Source organism: Aeromonas sp. DNRA1 (genome assembly GCF_963888745.1).
GTDB classification, from domain to species: Bacteria; Pseudomonadota; Gammaproteobacteria; order Enterobacterales; family Aeromonadaceae; genus Aeromonas; species Aeromonas hydrophila.
Map to the genome: position 1 here is coordinate 1,266,706 of NZ_CAWPKQ010000001.1, position 19,569 is coordinate 1,286,274.

A 19,569-nucleotide genomic window follows, 5' to 3' on the forward strand; every position below is an offset into this window, starting at 1 on the left:
ATCCTGCCCGACATTCACGCTCCGAGCAGCGCCGGTAGCCGTTCACGCCAGGAGTCATGCCATCCCATCAACTCCTCACGCGGCATGGGCCGGGCCGAGAAGAAGCCCTGGCACACGTCGCACCCCAGCCGCGCCAGCAGCCGCCAGGTGAGTTCATCCTCCACCCCTTCGGCGACGGACTTGAGCCCCAGTTTGCGAGCCAGCTCGATGCTTGACTCTATTATGGCCAAGCGGGAGGGGTCCTCAAAGCAGCGATCGACGAAAGAGCGATCCAGCTTGAGCTCGGTGAAGGGTAACAGGGCCAGCTGCTGCATGGAGGAGTAGCCGGTACCGAAGTCGTCGATGGAGAGGCCGAAGCCGTGCATGCGCAGGCGGGTCAGCACCTCCAGCGACTTGCCCAGATCCTTCACGAACGAGCTCTCGGTCACCTCCAGGGTGATGAGCTCGGGGTTGATGCTCCAGCGCTGGCACTGGTTGATCAGGGTATTACACAGATCCCCCTCGATGAGGGAGGTGGTGGAAAGGTTCATCGACAGGTTGAGGGAGAGCCCGGTCTGCTCCCACAGATGGCCATCGCGCAGCGACTTGCTGATGATCACCTCGGTCAGCTGATCGATGAGGCCGTTGTGTTCCGCCAGCGGAATGAAGCGGGCCGGCGAGATGAGGCCGTACTCCGGGTGCTGCCAGCGCGCCAGCGCCTCCATGCCGACCCACTGGCCGGAGCCGAAGCTCACCTTGGGCTGATACCAGGGCAGCAGCTGATCCTGCTCCAGCGCCAGGCTCAACTCGTCCAGGGTCAGGCGGTGGCCGTCCTCCTCCTGGGCTCGCTCCTGCTGCGGGCGCCAGGCGCCGATGAGCTGGCTGATCTGCTGCTGGCTGGAGGGCTTCTCGATGCGCCCCAGCACTTGCAGACCATAGGCGGCACTCATGCGCAGCACGGCCTCGACCACGTCATCTTCCAGCGCGCTGGAGAGGATGATGCCGCCGCGAAAACCACCCAGCGAGAGGCGACGCAGCAGCGCCATGCCATCCATGCCCGGCATGCGCAGATCGCAAAACAGGATGTCGACCTGATGACGCTGACACATGGCCAGCGCCTCCACCCCGTCCTGCGCCTCCAGCAGGGAGCCGTAACCGAGTCCGCGGATCTGGTGCATCAACGCCTTGCGCTGGAACGCGTGGTCTTCCACCACCATGATCACCAACTCATGCTGTGTCTTGTTCATCGAGCCATAATCCAATTTCGCATGTAATTGAGTTCATCAGCGCCAGTACCGTCTGACTCAACTCGGTAAGTTCGTCCAGCTGCTTGAGGCGGGCCGCCGCTTCGAGTCGGGCCGCCTCCTCCGCCAGAGCCTGCTGCCCCACCATGCGGGCAGCCCCCTTGATGCGGTGTGCCGTCTCCACCAGGGCATAGGTGTCCTGCCTGGCCAGTGCCTGCATCATGTCATCACCATCCTGGCGATTGGAATCCAGATACTCCCGCGCCATGCTGCGCGCCACCGCCTCATCGCCAAACAGCGAGATCCAGCACTCCCCCTGCTCACTGGCCGACGGAGCGGGCTGGCCCAGCTCTTGGGTCTGAGGGCTCACCGGCAACCAGCGCATCAACATCTGATGCAGCGTCTCCAGGGTATAGGGTTTGAACAGCATGTCGTTCATGCCGGCTTCCTGCATCTGCAGGCTGGCCTCTTCGGACGTATCGGCCGTCACCCCGATGACGGGAGCCGACACCCCCTGTGCCCGCAGAGCCCGGGTCAGGCTGTAGCCATCCATCACCGGCATGTGGCAGTCGGTCAGCAACAGGGCGAATGCCTGCCCCTGCCAGGTGCGCAGGGCCTTGTCACCATCGTCCACCACCTCGGCATCCACCCCGAGGATCGCCAGCTGGCGAGCCAGCAGCGCACGGTTGATGGGGTGATCGTCGGCCACCAGCACCCGTCCCTGCAATTTGGGGGCATTGGCTTCGACCGGGCTGGTCGCCGCCTCTCCCAGCAACTGGTGACAGGTCTCCAGCAGCAAGTCAGGATAGAGCGGCGACTGCCCCAGCCGCCACCAGGCCCCCGACCCCATGCGGCCGCGCAGGGCCTCCTGCGGGGAAAGCACTATGCCCTTGAGGGCCGAGCGCTGCAAATGTGTCAACCACTCGCTGCCCAGGGCCTGCTCGAGCCAGCTCTCCTCTGCTAATAACAAACCACTCACCGGCTGCTGCCACTGCTGTGGATCCAGACGATGCAGCCTGGCCCCCAGCCGCTGCATTGCGCTCTGCAGGGCCGCATCCTCGCCAAACAGCCACCAATCGTGGCCTGCCAGCGGCGGGGCATCCCACTGACACTCCGCCAACGGGAAGTCGAAGGTGAGCCGGGTACCATGCCCCGGCTTGCTCTCGAGCACCAGCGACCCCCCCATTTTCTGGGCCAGCTGGTGACAGATGGCAAGGCCGAGCCCGGTACCACCGAAGCGTCGGGTTATGTCGGATTCCACCTGCTCGAACGGGGTAAACAGGCGATCCTGCTTCTCCTCGGCAATGCCGATGCCGGTGTCGCTGACCGCGATGGCGAGCCGCTCCTTCTCAAAGCTGACCTGGATACGGATCTCGCCCCGCTCGGTAAACTTGACCGCATTGTTGAGCAGGTTGGAAAGCACCTGCCCCACTCGCACCGCATCGATGCGGGCCTGATCCGGCACCTCCGGCGCCCAATCCAGCGTCACCTTGAGCCCCTTGCCGTGGGCCAGGGTGGCGTGACCGCGGATCACGTCGCAGATGACGGAGGCAAGGCGGCAATCCTGATAGTGCAACTGCAGCTGACCCGCCTCTATCTTGGAGAAATCGAGCACGTCGTTGACCAGATAGAGCAGGTTGTTGGTGGAGGTCACCACGTTGCGCAGCAAATAGCGCTGGTCGTCGTTCAGCTCGCTCATCTGCAGCAGCTCCAGCATGCCGTGCATGCCGGAGATGGGGGTCCTCAGCTCGTGGCTCATGGTGGCCAGGAAGCGGCTGCGCACCTGCATCGCCTGCTCGGCATAGGCGCGCGCCTCCCTCAGATCGTGCTCCTGGTGCTTGAGGGCCGTGATGTCTTGGATCACCCCGTTGAGGATCAGGTGCCCCTCCTCCTGCGGTACGAAACTGCCGCGCACCTGCAGATAGCGGGCCCCCTCCGGCCGCTCCACCCGCACTTCCAGATCGAGCGGGGCCAGGGTCTCGGCATGATTGGCCACCTTGCTGACGAAATCCTGCAGTGCCTCTTCGGTAAATCCGAACACCTCGCCGCCCGACTCGGCCGACAATATCTCCTGCCGGCTGGCTCCCAGGATCTCGCTCGCCCCCTGTGAGGCATAGAGGAAACGCCCCTTGCCGGGCCCGAGCCAGAGGTACTGATAGACGATGCCCGGCATGCTGTCGGTGATCTGGGTGAGCCGGGTCTCCGCCTTGCGGGCCCGCGCCTCGGCCTCCTTGATCCGGGTTACGTCGGTCAGCACCGTCAGTACCCCCAGCATGTCGCCCTTTGGCGAGCGATAGGGACGCTTGGTGTAGATGACGTGGAACATGGCACCATCCTGACGGCGGCTGTTGCCCGCCCCTTCCAGCTGCTCGCCGCTCTGCCATACCCCCGACTCTTCGCGCAGCACCCGCTCCCGCTCTCTGGCCGGCAGGCGGTCCAGATCGTCACCATCGTCCTGGGCCAGATCACCGATAAAGGCATCCCGATACGCCTGGTTGCAGAGGGTGATGCGCTGCTCGCGATCCCGCAGCACCACCATGTTGGGCAGGGAGTTGAGCAGGGTCTGTACGAAGGTCAGCTGCTCGCTTAACTTGTGCTCGGCCAGCTGGCGCTGCACTATCTGGCGGCGCAGGGTCCGGTTCCAGCCCATGAACAGCAACACGCAGAGCAGGAAAGCACCGAGCCCGAAGGAGGCCCAGAGCACGACGGTGGCAGGACTGATGCCGGTCTGGATGGTCAGGGCCAGCCATTTGTGCTCCAGCTTGGTCATCTCTTCCGGCCGGATGGAGAGCAGCACCTTGGTCAGGATCTGCTGCAGCATGGGATCCTGCTGGTGCACCGCCATGGCGACCGGCACCCGCAGCTCGTTGCCGGAGAACACCACCTGATAACGGTTGTTGAACCCCTTTTGCAGCGCCCGTTCGAGGGTGGTCATGCTCATCAGCACGTAGTCGACCTGATGCCCATCCAGCAGCGGCAGCAACTGGGTGTCGCTGCTTACCGTCAGTGGATGAGCTCCAACCTCGCTGAGCACCAGCTCCTCCACCGAGCCACCGACGATCCCCACCCGCCGCCCCTTGAGATCGTTGAGGTTGTCCAGCTCCTCGCTCCCCTGTCTGGCGGCGATCACCCGATGGATGAAGGCGTAGTCAGGAGTAAACAAGGAGTATTGACGCCGCTCGGCGGTTGGTGTGATCGCCGGGATAAAGTCCAGCTTGCGCGCCTGGAACAGCGCCTGGGTCTCGGTCCAGCTGCTGGTAGGCACCAGGGTAAACTTCAGGCCGGAGCGCAGGCTCACCAGCTTGAGCATGTCGGCGATGAACCCCTTGAGTTGGCCATTGCCGTCGATCTCGCTCACCGCCGGCCAGTCCGGCGCCACCCCGAAACGCAAGCTCGGATGCTGCGCCAACCAGTCGAGCTCGCTCTGGTTGAACACGATCTGACGGGGGCCGTTGGCCAGTTCGTAATCGACGATTCCGCCGGTTTCCAGAATGCGGCGCCGCTCATCGAGAGGTATGTCGTTGAGGGCCAGCTCAAGCAGGCCGAGCAGCCCCTGGTTGCTGGGCCCAACCGCCATGGCCAGCGAGGTGTCCGTCACCCACTCCGGGGTGATCACCTTGAGCCCGGCCTGCTGCTGCAGGCGTTGCAGACGAACCAGAGCAGGCAGATCGGAGAGATAGGCATCCGCCAGCCCCTTCTTTACCATGAAAACCGCTTCGTCACTGCTGTCGGCCTCAGCCAGCTGCTCCATACCCAACAGCTTCAACTCTTCGCAGGAGCTGAAGCCATGCTCGCACACCCAGCGCAGTTTGCGGGCGTTCGGCAGATCCAGGCTGCCGTTGTCACGGGCCAGCAGGATGCCGCGCGGCAGAGTCATCAGATCCGAAGTAAAAAGCATTTTTTTCTGGCGCGAGTTGCTCGGCGTCACCCCGATCAGCATGTCCACCTCGCCATCGAGCAGGGCCTGCTGAGCCCCCGCATAGTAGGGATAGGTCTTGTAGCGGACGGCAAGCCCCAGCCGGCCGGCAATCAGGGTGGCAAAATCGTCGAGCGGGCCGCTGAAACCACCCCGGCTATTGGCGTAGATATAGGGCGGCCAGGCCACCGACGGCATGCCGACCACCAGGTCGCTGCGCGAGGCGAGCCACAACCGCTCCGCCAGCCCCAGCTGATCCTTGTCCAGGCGGGTTTCTGCCGCGGTGGCAAGGCTCCAGCCGGCAAGCCAGCACAGCAAGATGGCGCGATAGCAGAGACGCAACATGGGTGACTCCTGAACAGATCGGAGAGCGATCATAGGGATTTTGGCAAAATGTGCGAATAGAAATTCGTAGTAGAACTCGTCCGGATACGAAAGACGGCAGGCTCACGCCTGCCGTCTTCTAGCAAGAAGGGGGCCAGGCCCCACATCATCAGGTTATTCGGTTCCCGAGCCGGAAGCCGGTTTGATATTCTCGCTCACGGATGTGGGCGATCTGCACATTTTGCCCTTCCAGACCGATGTCCTTGAGCAGAGCAGGTGACAGATGCAGGTAGCTGACACGACGCTCCAACCGGGTAATCCGTTTCTGGACCAGGGTTTCGACAGTGCGCAGCAGGGTCAGTTCGATAGACATAGTGTTCTCCAGTTGAACGTGCGGTTCCCCCGGAGAGAAGAGATCACCCTGCGGGACAACCGCGGGTGATGAAAAAGCAGGTGTTACCTGTTTCCTCCACGCGGCAGAAAAAGAGCACGAGTTTTCGCGCTGCTGATGCAGCGGTCGAACGCAACGTTTAGCATTGAATGTTGCATATCCGTCTCCTTACCGAGTGAAAGTTGAACAAGTTGCCACAGTCTAAAAAAAGACCGAATTTTATACAAGAACCTCACCCCCCATATGGGGAGGTGAGTCATCTATCAATACTCATCTGGCACAGGCAACCCCATGCTGCTTCGGCTCAGATCCCGGACAACAGCCGGAACTCCTCCAGCGCATAGGTATCCGTCATACCGCTCACGTAGTCGAGCAGCAGCCGCACCCGGTAGTACCACTCCTGCTCGCTCTCCTTTTCGAAACGGGGATCCCGGCTCGCCACCGCCAGCCGGTATGCCTTGAGATGACGGGCTGACAGTCGATGAAACAGCCGGCGGGCGAAGAACAGCTCGCTGCCCCCCTGCCCGGTCAGCAGCCGCTCGAACTGCACGGCCGGCAGCGCCAGCAGGCAGGCATAGGTGGAGAGCACGCCGCGCAGGGCGGCATAACCCTCCAGCTCCAGCGCCTCCACCTCTCGGCGCATGAATACCAGCTCGCGAGCCACCTGTTTGAGGGTATCGAGCACCCGCGCCGCCGGTGCCTGGCCGTGCAGCAGGGCCTGGGGATAGGCGCCGCTCAAGATCTGCGGGTGTTCACTCACATAGGTGTGAGCGGCCAGTTCCACCAGATCCCGGGTCAGCTGCTGGCGAAAGTGGGGGAAAAAGCCCCTGCCCGAAGCGGCAGCCTCCGCCAGCAAGCCGGCCATGTAGGCACCGTCATCGGCCAGCCGCAGCGCCTGCTGCAGCTCGCTCAGGCTGAGGATGCGCCGATCCACCGCATCTTCGAGGTCGGCGATACAGTAGGAGATGTCGTCGGCCGCTTCCATGATGTAGACCAGCGGATGGCGGCAGCCGGGCGCCAATCCCAGGCTCTGGCCGAGGGCACGATAGAGGGGTTGTTCGCTGAAGAAGATGCCGCGCTTGCTGGCCCAGCCGTGATGTTGACCGCCGTGCAGGGGTTGCTGCGGGTACTTGCACAGTGCCGCCAGCTGTCCCAGGGTCAGGTTCAGCTCGTGCAGGCTGTGCACCAGCCGCAGACTCTGGGCATTGCCGTCAAACACCAGCAGATCCTGGCGAAGCGTTGCCCACTGCGGGCTGGGGTTGCTGCCAAGGGCCTCGGCAAACAACCCATCCAGCGCCTGCGCCAGCCACTGGCTCATCACCTGCTCGCCAAAGTGACCGAACGGCGGGTTGCCGACGTCGTGCAACAGGCAGGACATCTCCACCAGATTGATGAAGGCCCCCTCGCACACCGACCCCGCCGGCAGGGCCGCCAGAATGCGGCGGCTGATCTGGCGGCCGGTCTCCTGCACCTCCAGCGAATGGGTGAGACGGCTGCGCACCGAGGCCTTCACGTCGAGCGGAAAGACCTGGGTCTTCTGCTGCAGCCGGCGCACCGGCGCCGCCTGCACGATGCGGGCGCGGTCCTGTTCGGTCGCTTCCAGCAGATCTTCGTCACCCCAGCGATGGATGCGCTCAGGGGTAATCAAACGGCTATACATGTTGCGGCTCCTTGCCTGCGGCTCGCGTCTACGAGAGCAGCCAGCGCTTCAAGCGGGCGATGTCACCCGGGCATTCACGGCGCAGCGACTCTATCCAGTCCTCCACGTTCTCCCACCAGGCGGGATGATCCGGACTCTGGATAAGCTGAGCCAGCTGCTGCAGCCGGCGCAGACCGATGGAGCCGGCTGCCCCTTTTATCTTGTGCGCCTCCTCCACCACGCCGGCCTGATCCCGGGCAATCATGTTGGAGTCGAGCACCGCCATGTAGTCGGGCATCATCTTCTCGAACAGCTCGACGCTGGAGATCAGCACCTGCTTGCCCACGGTATCGGCATAATCGGTGAGGAAGGGCAAGTCCAGCAGCGCATCCTGACCGTCCGCATCCGCCTGTTCGTCCGCCTCATCCTCGGCCAGATCGGCAAACAGGTGGCCAATCACCTCTCGTACCGCCTTCGAACCAAGCGGCTTGTTGATCACATCCTGCATGCCGTGATCCCGGTAGTACTGGCGATCGCCGGTGGCGTTGGCGGTGAGTGCCACCATGGGCGGCAGGCTGTCGCCGTAGCGGGCGAGCAGTTGCTCCGCCACATCGAAGCCGGTCATGTCCGGCAGCTGGATATCCAGCAGGATCAGATCAAAATCGTCGGGATTGGCCATGGCCAGCGCCTGGGCACCGTCCCGCGCAACCTTGACCTCATGACCCAGCTTGTTGAGCAGGGCGCAGGCCACGGTCACGTTGAGCTCGACGTCCTCCACCAGCAGGATATCGAGGCAGGGCATCTCGGGCTCGGCCGCGGGCGTCTGAGCGGCGACGCAGTCCACCTCCAGCTCAGCGGTGAAGCAGGCGCCCTCGCCCGGGTCGCTGTCCACGTAGAGCTGGCCGCCCATCGCCTGCACCAGCTGACGGGAGACCGCCAGCCCGATGCCGGTGCCGGTGGCGTGCTTCTTGCCCTGCACCTGATAGTACATGGCGAAGATCTTCTCCTGCTGGGCACGGGGAATGCCGACCCCGGTATCTTCCACCTCGAAGTGCAGCGCCAGCTTGCCCGGCGTGTCGGCCGGGTGGGTGAGGCAGCGCACCGTCACCCCCCCCTCGTCGGTAAACTTGACCGCATTGCCCACCAGATTCCACAACACCTGGCGCAACCGGGTCCCGTCCGCCATCACGAACTGCGGCACGTCGCCATCCCGGTCGAAATGCAGATAGAGCCCCTTCTGCTCCGCCTGGATGCGCGACAGCGTCTCCAGCTCGTCGAGGAAGGCAGGCAGGTCGATGGGGGTCGGGGCGATTTCCAGCCGGCGCCGGTCCAGCTTGTCGAGATCGATGATGTCATTGAAGATGTTGCCGAGCGTCACCGCGCTCAGGTGAATGGTCTTGAGCTGCTGGTGCTGCTTGGGATCGAGCGGCGTATCCATCAGCATCCGGCTCAAGCCTACAATGCCGTTGAGCGGGGTGCGCAGCTCGTGGCTGATAGTGGAGATGAAGGTGGTCTTGTCGCGGCTCGCCTTCTCCAGCTTGTCCTGATACTGCTTGCGCTCGGTGATGTCGCGACCAAAACCGAGCAGGCCGAGCCGCTTGCCGAAACGATCGAAGAAAGGCACCTTGCGCAGCTCGAAGTAGGCCTTGCGACCGTCGGGGTACTCCAGCCACTGCTCATAGGTGAGCGGCTCGTTCTGGGCGAAGACCTGCTTGTCGGTCTCCACCACCTTGCTGGCGATGTCGTGCTTGTAGACATCGAACGGGGTCAAGCCGATGAGCTCCGCCTCCACCTTGCCGGTGAGCTCTTCCATGGCGCGATTGCAGCCGGAGAACTGCTCGTCTTCGTTGCGGTAATAGACCAGATCGGGGGAGCAGTCGATGAAGGAGCGCAGCAGGGCGGTGCGCTCCCCCAGATGCAGTTGGGCCTTCTCGCGCTGGAATACCTCGTTCTCCAGATCCTCGATGGCCTGCTGACGCAGGGTCTCGGCCCGGTTGGTCTCGGCGATCTGGGCGTTGAGGCGGCTGATGTTCTCCTGCAGCTGGCTGTTGAGCTCGAGATCCCGCTCGCGCATGTCCTGCAGTTTACGCACCATGCGGGTCAGCCGCTGGCGGGAATCCTCCAGCTGATCCACCACGATGGAGAGAAAATAGACGGCCCAGGGGGTCACCAGCAGGCCGAAGAAGACCGAGCGCACCAGGTCGACGATGTCCACGGTGCCGCGCAGGAACAGGGTGACCCCCATCTGGATCGAAACGGCCAGCACTATGATGCCGGTGGCCAGGAACATGCTGAAGCGCACCAGTCCCAGCTTGGTCATCAGGTCGACGTAATATTGCGCCCAGGATTTGATTTGTTTCATCTTATTGTTTTCTCCCCGATATTCGCCGAACAGAATACCAGCACGGCGCGCCGAACTCTTGTGCCGTCGCACGATAAATTATCGGTTAACCTCATCCTTCTGCTGGGGTAGCATGCCGGAGTCAATTCGGTCAGCCCGGGTTAAGCCTGGCTGGCTATAATATTCGGCCGTTCAATTCAACCAACTGATATTTCAGGAGTCTCATCGATGCGTAATCTCACCCTGCTGAGTCTTGGCCTGCTGGCAGCCAATGCCGCCCACGCCGATCTGGGCGAGATCCCCAAGCAGTCCGGCTGGTCCGGCTTCCTGCTGGGCGGGGTCAACGCCGTCAGCTACAAGTCCAACTTCTATGCCGGCGATGACAACCACAGTCGCATCAATGACCTCGGCTCACCCGACAGCGAGAGCGGCCTGACGCCGCTGCTCAACGCCGATATCCGCTACACCTTTGCCGATACCCGTACCCAGATCTTCCTCGGCAACCTGATCCAGGACGCGGTGCGCTTCGACTTCACCCAGCAGCTCGGCCTGCGCCAGGAGATGGGTGACAAGGGCATAGTCGCCACCTCGCTGGTGTTCAACGTCATGCCGGTCGAGCTGTGGAGCGATCCTTTCGCCACCGGGGTGGATCGCAGCTCCACCGATGTGAAATCAAAAGGGGCGCGTTTTGCCTGGGACAAGATCTGGGGCAGCAACTTCTACGGCAACCTGACCACCCGGGAGGTGGACATGGATGAGGAGCGCAGCGGCCAGCAGTATGACCAGAGCCACGGCACCCACTACGCCGACATGCTGGATCGCAACGGCAAGATGCACGACATGGAACTCTCCTACCAGTGGCACTTTGGCGGCAACCAGCTGCTGGAGCCGGCCATCGTCTACAAGCAGGCTCGCCTTGACGGCAGCGCCGAGAGTTTCAAGAACACTGGCCTTAAGCTGACCTATGCCAAGCGCGGCCCCCAGTGGTCCTTCGTCAGCAACCTCTATACCGGCAAGCGCAAGTATGACGAGGCAAACCCCATCTTCGGCCAGCGTGCCGATGCCGACGAATTCGCCATCAACGGCACCTTCTTCTGGCACAACCTGTTTGGCGTCAACGCCCTCGCCGCCACCTTCACCGCCGCCTATGCCAGCGCCGACTCGGACATCAACTTCTACGACAGCCAGTCCACCCGTTTCAGCACGGGTCTGCTCTACAACTTCTAAACCTGACCCGCATCAACAAACGAGGCCACCCCATGGGTGGCCTCGTTATTTGCAACGGCCTATGCGGTCATCAGATCCCGAGCGAGTCGAGCAGATCGTCGTGATCGTTGGCCACCGGGGCGGCAGCCGGAGCAGGCTGGGCAGCCTCGCGCTTGGTCTGGGCGATCAGGGCATCCGGATCCAGCTCCTCCTGATCCATGCCATCGTTGTGGATGCGGATGAACTCGGTCTTGTCCATCGCCAGCTCCAGATAGAAGATGTTGTTGCGGGCGGTGAAGAAGGTGACCCGGCGCGACTCCGGGCTGTCGAGGTTGGTATCGACGCTCAGCATTACCTGCTTGTTGAGGGCCAGCATCTTCGGCTGGTTCTGGGTGATGTGGGTCTGCAGATCCCGGCCGACCTTCACGGTGAAGCTGCCGACGATCTGGTTCATCAGCTCGCCCATGACGTTGCTCACCTCGTCTGAGGTGTGGGAGATGGCGAGATCTTCCTTGGAGAGCCCCATGCTGAGCATGTAGCTCTCGTACAGCTCCATGGCGGCGGAGGCGGAGAAGTTGATCACCACCAGGCCGGAGAAGCCGCCGTCAAACAGCACGAAGCAGCCGATATCCGGCTTGAGGCAGGTCTTGCTGATCCGCTGCACCATGCCGGAGAAACGCACCTGACTCTGGGTTGCCGCACTCAATACATCCGTGACCGAATGGCACAGGCTCAGCAGCACGTCCTCTGTGGTCAATACGGTATCGTTGTCGGCTCTTGTCACTATCATGGGACCTTCCTGAACATCGAAAATGGGCTTATCTATACCATAACTCTAACAGATAGCGCGGCTTGGGCTTCGAAATAGCGAGCCGCCTCTCAGTTGATTCAATTGTCAGTGCCAAGCGGGCTGAATCCGGTCAGATTGGCCAGCTTGAGGCGCCAGCTGGCCGCCTCTGCCAATAATGCTGCTTCCTCATAGGGCACGGAGGGGTGAGCCCCCCAGATGGGACCGGGCCAGGCCTTGTCGGTACTGAAACGGGCGACATGATGCAGATGCAGCTGGGGCACCAGATTGCCGAGCGCCGCCACGTTGATCTTGTCCGGCCGCAGCGCCTGCTCCATCAGGGTGGCGACCGCGCAGGACTCCTCCATCAGCTGCTGCTGCTGCGCCGGTGCCAGGTGGTGAATTTCCCGCAGATTGGCCACTCTCGGCACCAAGATGAGCCAGGGGTACTGGCTGTCCTTGGCCAGCAGGACGCGGCAAAGGGGCAGATCGCCGAGCAGACGGGTATCTGCCTGCAGACGGCTGTGCAGTTCAAACATGAAGACCTCGTTGACGTAAGGTGGGCGCGATGCACGATGAGAGCACCCACGTTACTGCAACGGGCCGCAAACTTAAAGTCGCGGCACGGCCCAGCTGACAAAGCGCTTGCGAAGCGCGGGGTCGGCCTTGAGGAAGAGTTGCTGCAACTGCCCCTCCAGCGCGCTGGCCGCCGCCACCGGTTCAACCGCAGCAGCGGTTGCCGTGACGGGCACGACCGTGCTCAATGCCGCCTTGCCGCCGCTCTGGTTGTATTCGGCGAGTTTGGCCCGCCAATCCATGCCAATCAGCATGCCGCTGGTGACCAGCACATCCTGCTGGCTGGCAATGCTCTGGCCACCGGCCTGCAAGCCCATGACGGGAGACTCGGCATACTGCGCCATGCCCCGCTCATCGGTCGGCAAGTTGGCTACCAGCCGTACCTGCTGCTGACTGGCTTGATAACGTAACACCTGCGGCGCGGAGCGCAGCTGGCGGTCATTCTCGCTGCTGCTGCGACTCGGGATCACCCCTTCATAACGCACCAGCAACTGCTGCTCCCCATCCGGCAGGGTGGCGTGCTGCTCGTCGTGCAGCGTGCCCGCACTCACCGCCAGGATCTGGAAATCCGCCGGCACCGTCACCTCGACGGCCGCCCAAGCCGCACTGCCCAGCACCATCTTCATGCCCAGCGCTGCCCACAGCAGCGATACCCCACGCCCGTACCGATAACCCATCATATTTGCTCATCTTCCTGTTCGCGTTGATGGGCGCAGGCTAGCAGCCGAAGATGACAGAAAAATAACGAGGGCTCAGAGCAGGTAGTGAGGGCGCTCGGCAAACCACTGGGCCAACACCTGCTTGAACAGCCGGATCTTGCGCGGTACCCGCCGCTGCTGGGCGTGCAGGACGTGCAGCGGGTGCAACCCGGTCTGCCACTCCGCCAGCACGGTGACCAGCTCCCCCTGCGCCAGCCAGGGCTCCACCAGCATCAGCGGACACTTGGCGTAACCCATGCCGGCCCGCGCCAGCTGCAGCACGGTACTGTAGTGGTTGGCCCGCACCTTGCCCTGTACCAGGATATGCGCCTCCTCCTCCCCCTTGCGAAAGTGCCACTGTTCCCAGGCCGGGTTGTGGCCCTGCAGCAGACAGGGCCGTCCGCCCAGCTCATAAGGGGTAGCGGGGATCCCCTCCCGCGCCAGCAGGGCGGGGCTTGCCACCACCACGTCCTTGAGCCTGCCGAGCGGCAGGGCCACCAGGTTGTCGGGAATGCTGCTCATGGCGCGCAGGGCGATGTCGTGCTCCCCCTGGCTCATGTCGATCATGGCGTTGGTGAAGTTCAATTCGACCTGGACGCCGGGACAGAGCTCGGCAAAGCGGGCCAGTAGATCGTTCACCATGCGATCACCGGTACTGACCGGGCAGGTGAAGCGCAGCCGGCCGCCATCCTCCTCGGTCAGGGCCTGGATATCCTGCTCCGCCTGGCGCGCCAGCGCGAAGATCTCGCCGGCCTGCTGATAGAGGGTCCGGCCCGCTTCGGTGAGGCTGAGTCGGCGAGTGGTACGCTGCAACAGCTGGGCATTGAGGGTCGATTCCAGCGAGCTGACGTGACGACTCAGCATCCCCTTGCTCACCCCCAGGCTGTCGGCTGCGGCCGAGAAACTGCCCTTTTGCACCACCTCATAAAAACTGGCCAGGTGGGAGATGTCCATTCATTAGCTCCAATATGGAAACAATGCGTTTATTTTACGCGCTTTTTCTCCCTTTTCATCGCGCTAGAATCAACACATCCCAACCAGGAGTGAAACAGATGAAGATTGTGATTGTGGGTGCCTCCGGCACCGTCGGCTCCGCCGTCAGTGAGTTGCTTGCCAAAGACCACCAGGTGATCCGGGTCGGTCACAGCCAGGGGGACGCCACGGTCGACATGCGCGATCCCGCCTCCATCAAGGCGCTGTTCGCCAAGCTGGGCCAGTTCGATGCGCTGGTGGTGGCCAGCGGCAGCGTGGCCTTCAACGCTCTCGCCGAGATGACCGACGAGCAGTGGCAGGTGGGACTTCAGAGCAAGCTGATGGGCCAGATCAACCTGACCCGGGCCGCCATCCCCCACCTAAACGACAAGGGCTCCATCACCCTGATCAGCGGCATCCTGAGCGAGGAGCCCATCAACTGGGGGGCGAGCGCGACCACCATCAACGGCGCCATCGATCACTTCGTCAAAGCGGCGGCCTGCGAGCTGCCGCGGGGTCTGCGCATCAACGTGGTGAGCCCGACCGTGCTGACGGAGTCGATGGATAAATACGCCAGCTTCTTCCCAGGCTTCGTCCCCGTGCCCGCCGCCAGGGTGGCGCAGGCCTACCAGAAGTCGGTACTGGGGGTGCAGACCGGCCAGGTGTTCAGGGTCAACGGCTGATCGCCGCCCTTCTGCCACCCAGCCGGCACGGCAACAAAAACGGCCCCATGATGGGGCCCGTTCCATTGCTGCCAGCATGCCGGCTTGAAGTTGGCTGATGGCAAACGTTTGTTTTTGCGGCAACAAAAAAGGCGGTGTGCCTCAGTCGATCAGCCCGTACTGCGCGCGCAGCACTTCGATGATCTCCTGCTTCGGATTGGCGCTGCGTACCAGCGGCTGACCGATGATCTTCTCGGCAATCCCCACATAGGTGTTGGAGATGTCCATCATCACCTCGGTCGGCAACTTGTTGTCGCGGGCCAGGGCAAAGCGCTCGGGCATGCGGTGCTTGTTGAGCAGGATGTCCGGATCCGGGAAGTGGTTGAGCAGCCACTGGCGAAAACCCTCTTTCGACTTCTCGACGATCTGGCCGTCGCGCAGGGCGGCGCCATCCCAGATGCGGGAGCTGTCGGGGGTACCCACTTCATCCATGTAAATCAGCTTCTCGTTGCCGGCGGCGTCATTGACGTAGCCAAACTCGAACTTGGTGTCGACGAAGATCTGATCCAGCTCGGCCAGCGCGTCACTAATGACGTTGAAGCCTTCCTTGAGCAGCACTTCGTAGCGGTCGATGTCGGCTGGCTTGCTGAAGTTGAAGCCCTGGTAGTGGCGTTCGATGTCGGCACGGGAGACGTTGACGTCGTCGGCTTCCGGCACGCCGTCCAGCCCGGTCAGCACGCCCTTGGTGGAGGGGGTGATGAGGATCTCGGGCAGCTTCTGATCCTTCTTCAGTCCTTCCGGCAGGGTGATGCCGCAGAACTCGCGCTCGCCATCCTTGTAGGCACGCCACATGGAGCCGGTGATGTACTGGCGGGCAATCGCCTCGATCATCACGGGGCGGGCTTTTTGCACGATCCAGACGAAGGGATGAGGAATGTCCAGGATGTGGCTGTCGGCCAGCCCCTTCTCCTTGAACAGCTTGAACCAGTGGCTGGAGATGGCGTTGAGCGCAGCCCCTTTGCCCGGCACGCCGTTGAGCCCGTCCACGCCCTGCCAGATGCAGTCGAAGGCCGAGATCCGGTCACTGATCACCATGATGGCGAGCGGCGCATCTGCCGGCACGTCGTAACCCTTCTCGCGGATGAGGCGGGCACTGTCTGCGGCGGTCAGCCAGTAGACGCTGCGCACCTTGCCGGAATGGACGGGTTTATCGGTACGGATCGGCAAATCGTCGTTCACCGCCAATACTTGATCTGCAAGACTCATGGTAAGTAACACTTCCTGTTTGTGGGGGGTTTACATAACAAAACAGGGGCACAAGGCCCCTGTTTCTATTCTGTTTTTGCAGCTTGGTCAGCCAGACCCTTGGCGAATGCCTCGGACAGACTGATGTACATCTGGGAGATGACACCGGACGACACGGGCTTCTTGTCCTTGTCGAACAGGGTGATGGAGGTCTTGCCCCCCGCCATCTCGCCAAGCTGGAAGCGATACTTGTCTTCGTCCAGCTTGAACGGCTCGCTGCCCTTGGCCTTCCAGAATTCGCTGCCCGGCTCGTCGTACTCCACGTCGATCCAGCCCAGCGACTGCTGGGTATCCTTGATGGTGAAACCGTAGGCCGGCAGCACCTGATTGAGACGACGCCACACCTGGTCAAACGAGCCATCGGCGACCCAGGCGCTCAGCTCGTTGTTGTCCAGACCCAGTTCCAGCCCCATGCCATCGTTGGCCTTGTGCTGTTCGCGGGACTTGAGCTGCTTGTCGTAGTAGAGCGAGAACTGGTTGAGGGCCCGGGTCGCGTAACGCTGGGCATCCGCCGGGGTCAGCTCCTTGCTGGTCTCGCCATCGACGGTCTCTTCATGATCCAGCACCCGTACCGACATGTTGACGGCGTGGCGCTGAGGATCGTTGCGCAGGGTGAACTGGTAGCGCTGGCGAATGACGAAGTCATCGTCCTCTTCACTCCAGCCGTCGAGCGCCTTGGTGTTGTCAAACCAGCCGGTCTGCAGCACGCCGGCCTGCTGGTCCAGCTTCTCGGTGGTGACCTTGTACTGGGCGAGGAAGTTCATCAGGAAGGCCCAAGTATCGCGCTCCACGCTCTGGGAGGTGCTGAGGGCGTAGAAGGCCATGGTGGGTTCGCCAGCATTGGCCACCACCTGGCTGCCCGGTACTACGGTCAGCAGCTGGGCGGGTGGGCGCACGTCAACCTTGGCACCCAGCGCACCGTCACGGCTGCTCTCAGGCAGGGCCGGAATGTCGAAACTGCTGTTAAAGGCGGGGGTATTCAACCCGGCCGGCACCAGAAACGCACGGCCTTCAAGGCGGGCATCCTCGTACTCGAAACCACGGTTGGCCATCTTGCGTTCCTGGGGTGAGCTACAGGCTGCCAGCACGGCAACGGTCGCCACACTCAGCACCAGGCGCACTGCATTTCCCTTTCCATTTGCTTTAAACACTCGCCATCAACTCCGCAGTCGTCAGTGCTTGCGCCATCGCCTGTTCGCCCTCGGGGGTGAGGTCGGTGAGCGGCAGACGCAAGGTGGCCGTCGCAATCAATCCCAGCTGGGCACAGGCCCACTTCACCGGGATAGGACTCGGTTCGCAGAACAAAGTCTGATGCAACGGCATCAATCGATTGTTGATGTCGTGCGCTCGTCCGGCATCACCGGCCAGCGCAGCACGACACATGTCGGCCATCTGGGCCGCTGCAATATTGGTGGTGACCGAAATGACTCCGTCCCCGCCTTGCAGCATGAAATCACATCCACTGGCATCATCGCCACTATAAAGCGCGAATTGTGCGCCGCACAGCTCGCGCAGCAGCGGCGTACGGCTCAGATCCCCGGTCGCCTCTTTCAGGCCTATGATGCCGGGCACCTTGGCCAGTCTGGCTACCGTCTCAGGTTTGAGATCGCAACCGGTACGACCGGGCACATTATAAAGAATTTGGGGCAGACCACTAGCCTCGGCGATCGCACAATAGTGACGATAGAGGCCTTCCTGGGTGGGTTTGTTGTAATAGGGGGTGACCGAGAGACCCGCCACCACGCCGGTTTCGGCGAAGCGCTTGGCCAGGGCGATGGCATGGGCGGTATTGTTGGAGCCGCAGCCGGCGATGACCGGAATGCGTCCGGCGGCCAGCGCCACGGTTTTCTCCACGACGGCGATGTGCTCCTGCTCGCTCAGGGTCACCGACTCCCCCGTGGTCCCGACCGCCACGATGGCGCTGGTCCCGGCGCTGACATGATAGTCGACCAGAGTGGCCAGACTGACCCAATCGACTTCGCCTGAAGCCAGCATGGGGGTAACGAGGGCAACAATACTACCGCGCAACATGGATATTTCTCCCGATTTTCAGGGGCGTTATGGTAAAGCTGCCCCCTTGGAAAAACAAGGGAGGCCAGGGGCAAGCCGTGTTACCATCCGGCAAAAACCGCACTGCGCGAGCCGCGGTGGAACACGCCAGACGCTGGTCGTGACACCCCGATACCGTGCTCGTTGCAACGAGATTCTCAACAAGGTTGCCATGCAGGATCGCTGGCAGTGGCCCATGGCCAGCCCGTTCGGGCTATGCCACTGCATCCACATTCGCAACCCGCTAATGGACGAGAGAAGATTTATGACTCATTACCTGGTCGTAACGGCCATCGGCACGGACAGGCCTGGCATCGTCAATGAGGTCACCCGCCACGTCAGTGGGTGTGGCTGCAACATTGTCGACAGCCGTCTTGGCATCTTCGGCAATGAATTCACCTTCATCATGCTGCTGTCCGGTGACTGGAACAGCCTGATGCAGCTCGAGATAAGCCTGCCCCTGCGCAGCCAGGAGTGGGACCTCATCACCATGATGAAGCGCACCGAACGCCACCAGTCGCTGCAATACGACATCAGCGCCAATGCCGAGATCCTGATCCGGGACCAGCCGGGCATCGTAAGCCAGTGCACCCAGTTCTTCAGCGATCACGGCTGGGACATCCAGGCCATGCAGACCATCACCCTGGAACAGCAGCCGTTCAACCTGCTCAAGGCCAGCTTTCAGCTCAATCTGGCCAAACAGGGAGAGGCGGCCGGCTCGCAGACGGCCTTCGCCGGATTCTGTCGTGAACTGGGCGCAGAATCGTTCGAATTCATCGTCAATCACAAACACGCCTGACGGCTCATCCAAGGAGATCCCATGCAACCTTTATCCGCTGGCAGCCTGGCCCCCGATTTTTCCCTGTCCGATCAGGACGGCAACCAGGTACGCCTTGCCGACCTGCGCGGCAAAAAAGTGCTCATCTACTTCTATCCCAAGGCGATGACCCCTGGCTGCACCACCCAGGCCTGCGGCCTGCGCGACGTCAACGCCGAGCTGGCCGCCCTCAATGTGGTGGTGCTCGGCATCAGCCCGGATCCGGCCAAGCGGCTGAAAAAATTCGAGGAGCGCGACAACCTGAACTTCCGCCTGCTGGCCGATGAAGATCATGCGGTGGCCGATGCGTTTGGCGTCTGGGGCCCGAAGAAGTTCATGGGCAAGGAGTATGACGGTATCCACCGGCTGAGCTTCCTCATCGACGAAGAGGGCAAAATTGCCCACCGTTTCGACAAGTTCAAGACCAGCGATCACCATCAGGTGGTGCTCGACCTGCTCAAGGGCTGACCCCCAGATACCGGTACTGCCTATATGGAAAGGGCCTGCAAGCGCAGGCCCTTTTTCTATTCGCATGTCGTTGCCTGCCTCGCGTTGCGGGCTGGAGGCTCGATGCCCGGTCCTTCGGCTCGCCTGCCAGGAAAATGACTGGCGGCGACGTTCTCGTTTGTCATGAAGGCGCCGGCTTGCATCCACGATGGGATG

16 protein-coding genes are annotated in these 19,569 nt (G+C 62.2%); 4 read left to right on the forward strand and 12 right to left on the reverse strand.

The window, feature by feature from the left end; all coding sequences use genetic code 11:
• Positions 1 to 14 precede the first annotated feature (14 nt).
• The 5 genes from AACQ43_RS05795 to arcB all read right to left on the reverse strand — a co-directional run bounded on the left by AACQ43_RS05795 (position 15) and on the right by arcB (position 9,855).
• On the reverse strand, positions 15 to 1,226 hold the full coding sequence (locus AACQ43_RS05795) for an EAL domain-containing response regulator (RefSeq protein WP_168966419.1): 1,212 nt from the start codon (positions 1,224 to 1,226) through the stop codon (positions 15 to 17).
• Positions 1,207 to 5,484 (reverse strand): transporter substrate-binding domain-containing protein, encoded by a 4,278-nt coding sequence (locus AACQ43_RS05800; RefSeq protein ID WP_168966421.1) that lies wholly within the window; start codon positions 5,482 to 5,484, stop codon positions 1,207 to 1,209. Before AACQ43_RS05800 ends, AACQ43_RS05795 begins: the two co-directional genes overlap by 20 nt.
• 148 nt (positions 5,485 to 5,632) lie before the next feature.
• Positions 5,633 to 5,836: a hypothetical protein gene (locus tag AACQ43_RS05805; RefSeq protein ID WP_011704847.1), complete on the reverse strand. Its 204-nt coding sequence runs from the start codon at positions 5,834 to 5,836 to the stop codon at positions 5,633 to 5,635.
• A 322-nt stretch (positions 5,837 to 6,158) separates the two neighbouring features.
• A complete protein-coding gene (gene dgt, locus AACQ43_RS05810) occupies positions 6,159 to 7,514 on the reverse strand; it encodes a dGTPase (protein ID WP_168966423.1) in 1,356 nt (451 codons plus the stop codon).
• 28 nt (positions 7,515 to 7,542) lie between these two features.
• Complete coding sequence (gene arcB / locus AACQ43_RS05815) at positions 7,543 to 9,855, reverse strand: aerobic respiration two-component sensor histidine kinase ArcB (RefSeq protein WP_076362475.1); 2,313 nt, start codon at positions 9,853 to 9,855, stop codon at positions 7,543 to 7,545.
• A gap of 207 nt (positions 9,856 to 10,062) precedes the next feature.
• On the opposite strand from arcB, the gene AACQ43_RS05820 reads away from it, so the two are divergent.
• Entirely contained in the window at positions 10,063 to 11,061 is a 999-nt protein-coding gene (locus AACQ43_RS05820; RefSeq protein ID WP_024944318.1) for a DUF2860 family protein, read from the forward strand.
• Positions 11,062 to 11,131: 70 nt separating this feature from the next.
• On the opposite strand, the gene AACQ43_RS05825 is transcribed toward AACQ43_RS05820, so the two are convergent.
• The 4 genes from AACQ43_RS05825 to AACQ43_RS05840 form a co-directional block, all read right to left on the reverse strand.
• Positions 11,132 to 11,830, reverse strand: coding sequence for a DUF3334 family protein (locus tag AACQ43_RS05825; protein WP_016349593.1), 699 nt, complete (start codon positions 11,828 to 11,830; stop codon positions 11,132 to 11,134).
• Between the two features lie 98 nt (positions 11,831 to 11,928).
• Positions 11,929 to 12,366: an HIT domain-containing protein gene (locus AACQ43_RS05830; RefSeq protein WP_168966425.1), complete on the reverse strand. Its 438-nt coding sequence runs from the start codon at positions 12,364 to 12,366 to the stop codon at positions 11,929 to 11,931.
• A gap of 72 nt (positions 12,367 to 12,438) precedes the next feature.
• Positions 12,439 to 13,083 (reverse strand): DUF2057 domain-containing protein, encoded by a 645-nt coding sequence (locus tag AACQ43_RS05835; RefSeq protein ID WP_168966427.1) that lies wholly within the window; start codon positions 13,081 to 13,083, stop codon positions 12,439 to 12,441.
• 72 nt (positions 13,084 to 13,155) lie between these two features.
• Positions 13,156 to 14,055: a LysR family transcriptional regulator gene (locus tag AACQ43_RS05840; RefSeq protein ID WP_101150951.1), complete on the reverse strand. Its 900-nt coding sequence runs from the start codon at positions 14,053 to 14,055 to the stop codon at positions 13,156 to 13,158.
• Between the two features lie 98 nt (positions 14,056 to 14,153).
• Between AACQ43_RS05840 and AACQ43_RS05845 the strand changes: the two genes are divergently transcribed.
• Positions 14,154 to 14,756, forward strand: coding sequence for a short chain dehydrogenase (locus AACQ43_RS05845; RefSeq protein ID WP_101150950.1), 603 nt, complete (start codon positions 14,154 to 14,156; stop codon positions 14,754 to 14,756).
• Positions 14,757 to 14,897: 141 nt separating this feature from the next.
• On the opposite strand, the gene AACQ43_RS05850 is transcribed toward AACQ43_RS05845, so the two are convergent.
• The 3 genes from AACQ43_RS05850 to dapA form a co-directional block, all read right to left on the reverse strand.
• Entirely contained in the window at positions 14,898 to 16,001 is a 1,104-nt protein-coding gene (locus AACQ43_RS05850; protein ID WP_029303855.1) for a phosphoribosylaminoimidazolesuccinocarboxamide synthase, read from the reverse strand.
• Positions 16,002 to 16,066: 65 nt separating this feature from the next.
• Complete coding sequence (bamC, locus tag AACQ43_RS05855; RefSeq protein WP_336753270.1) at positions 16,067 to 17,191, reverse strand: outer membrane protein assembly factor BamC; 1,125 nt, start codon at positions 17,189 to 17,191, stop codon at positions 16,067 to 16,069.
• The gene (dapA, locus tag AACQ43_RS05860) at positions 17,184 to 18,071 is read right to left on the reverse strand and encodes a 4-hydroxy-tetrahydrodipicolinate synthase (protein ID WP_168966431.1); all 888 of its coding nucleotides are present in this window, start codon (positions 18,069 to 18,071) and stop codon (positions 17,184 to 17,186) included. The genes bamC and dapA overlap by 8 nt, the downstream gene beginning before the upstream one ends.
• A gap of 283 nt (positions 18,072 to 18,354) precedes the next feature.
• Here dapA and AACQ43_RS05865 point away from each other — a divergent pair, with 283 nt between their 5' ends.
• Positions 18,355 to 18,888, forward strand: coding sequence for a glycine cleavage system protein R (locus tag AACQ43_RS05865; RefSeq protein ID WP_016349586.1), 534 nt, complete (start codon positions 18,355 to 18,357; stop codon positions 18,886 to 18,888).
• Between the two features lie 21 nt (positions 18,889 to 18,909).
• Positions 18,910 to 19,374: a thioredoxin-dependent thiol peroxidase gene (bcp, locus tag AACQ43_RS05870; RefSeq protein ID WP_076362480.1), complete on the forward strand. Its 465-nt coding sequence runs from the start codon at positions 18,910 to 18,912 to the stop codon at positions 19,372 to 19,374.
• Positions 19,375 to 19,569 lie beyond the last annotated feature (195 nt).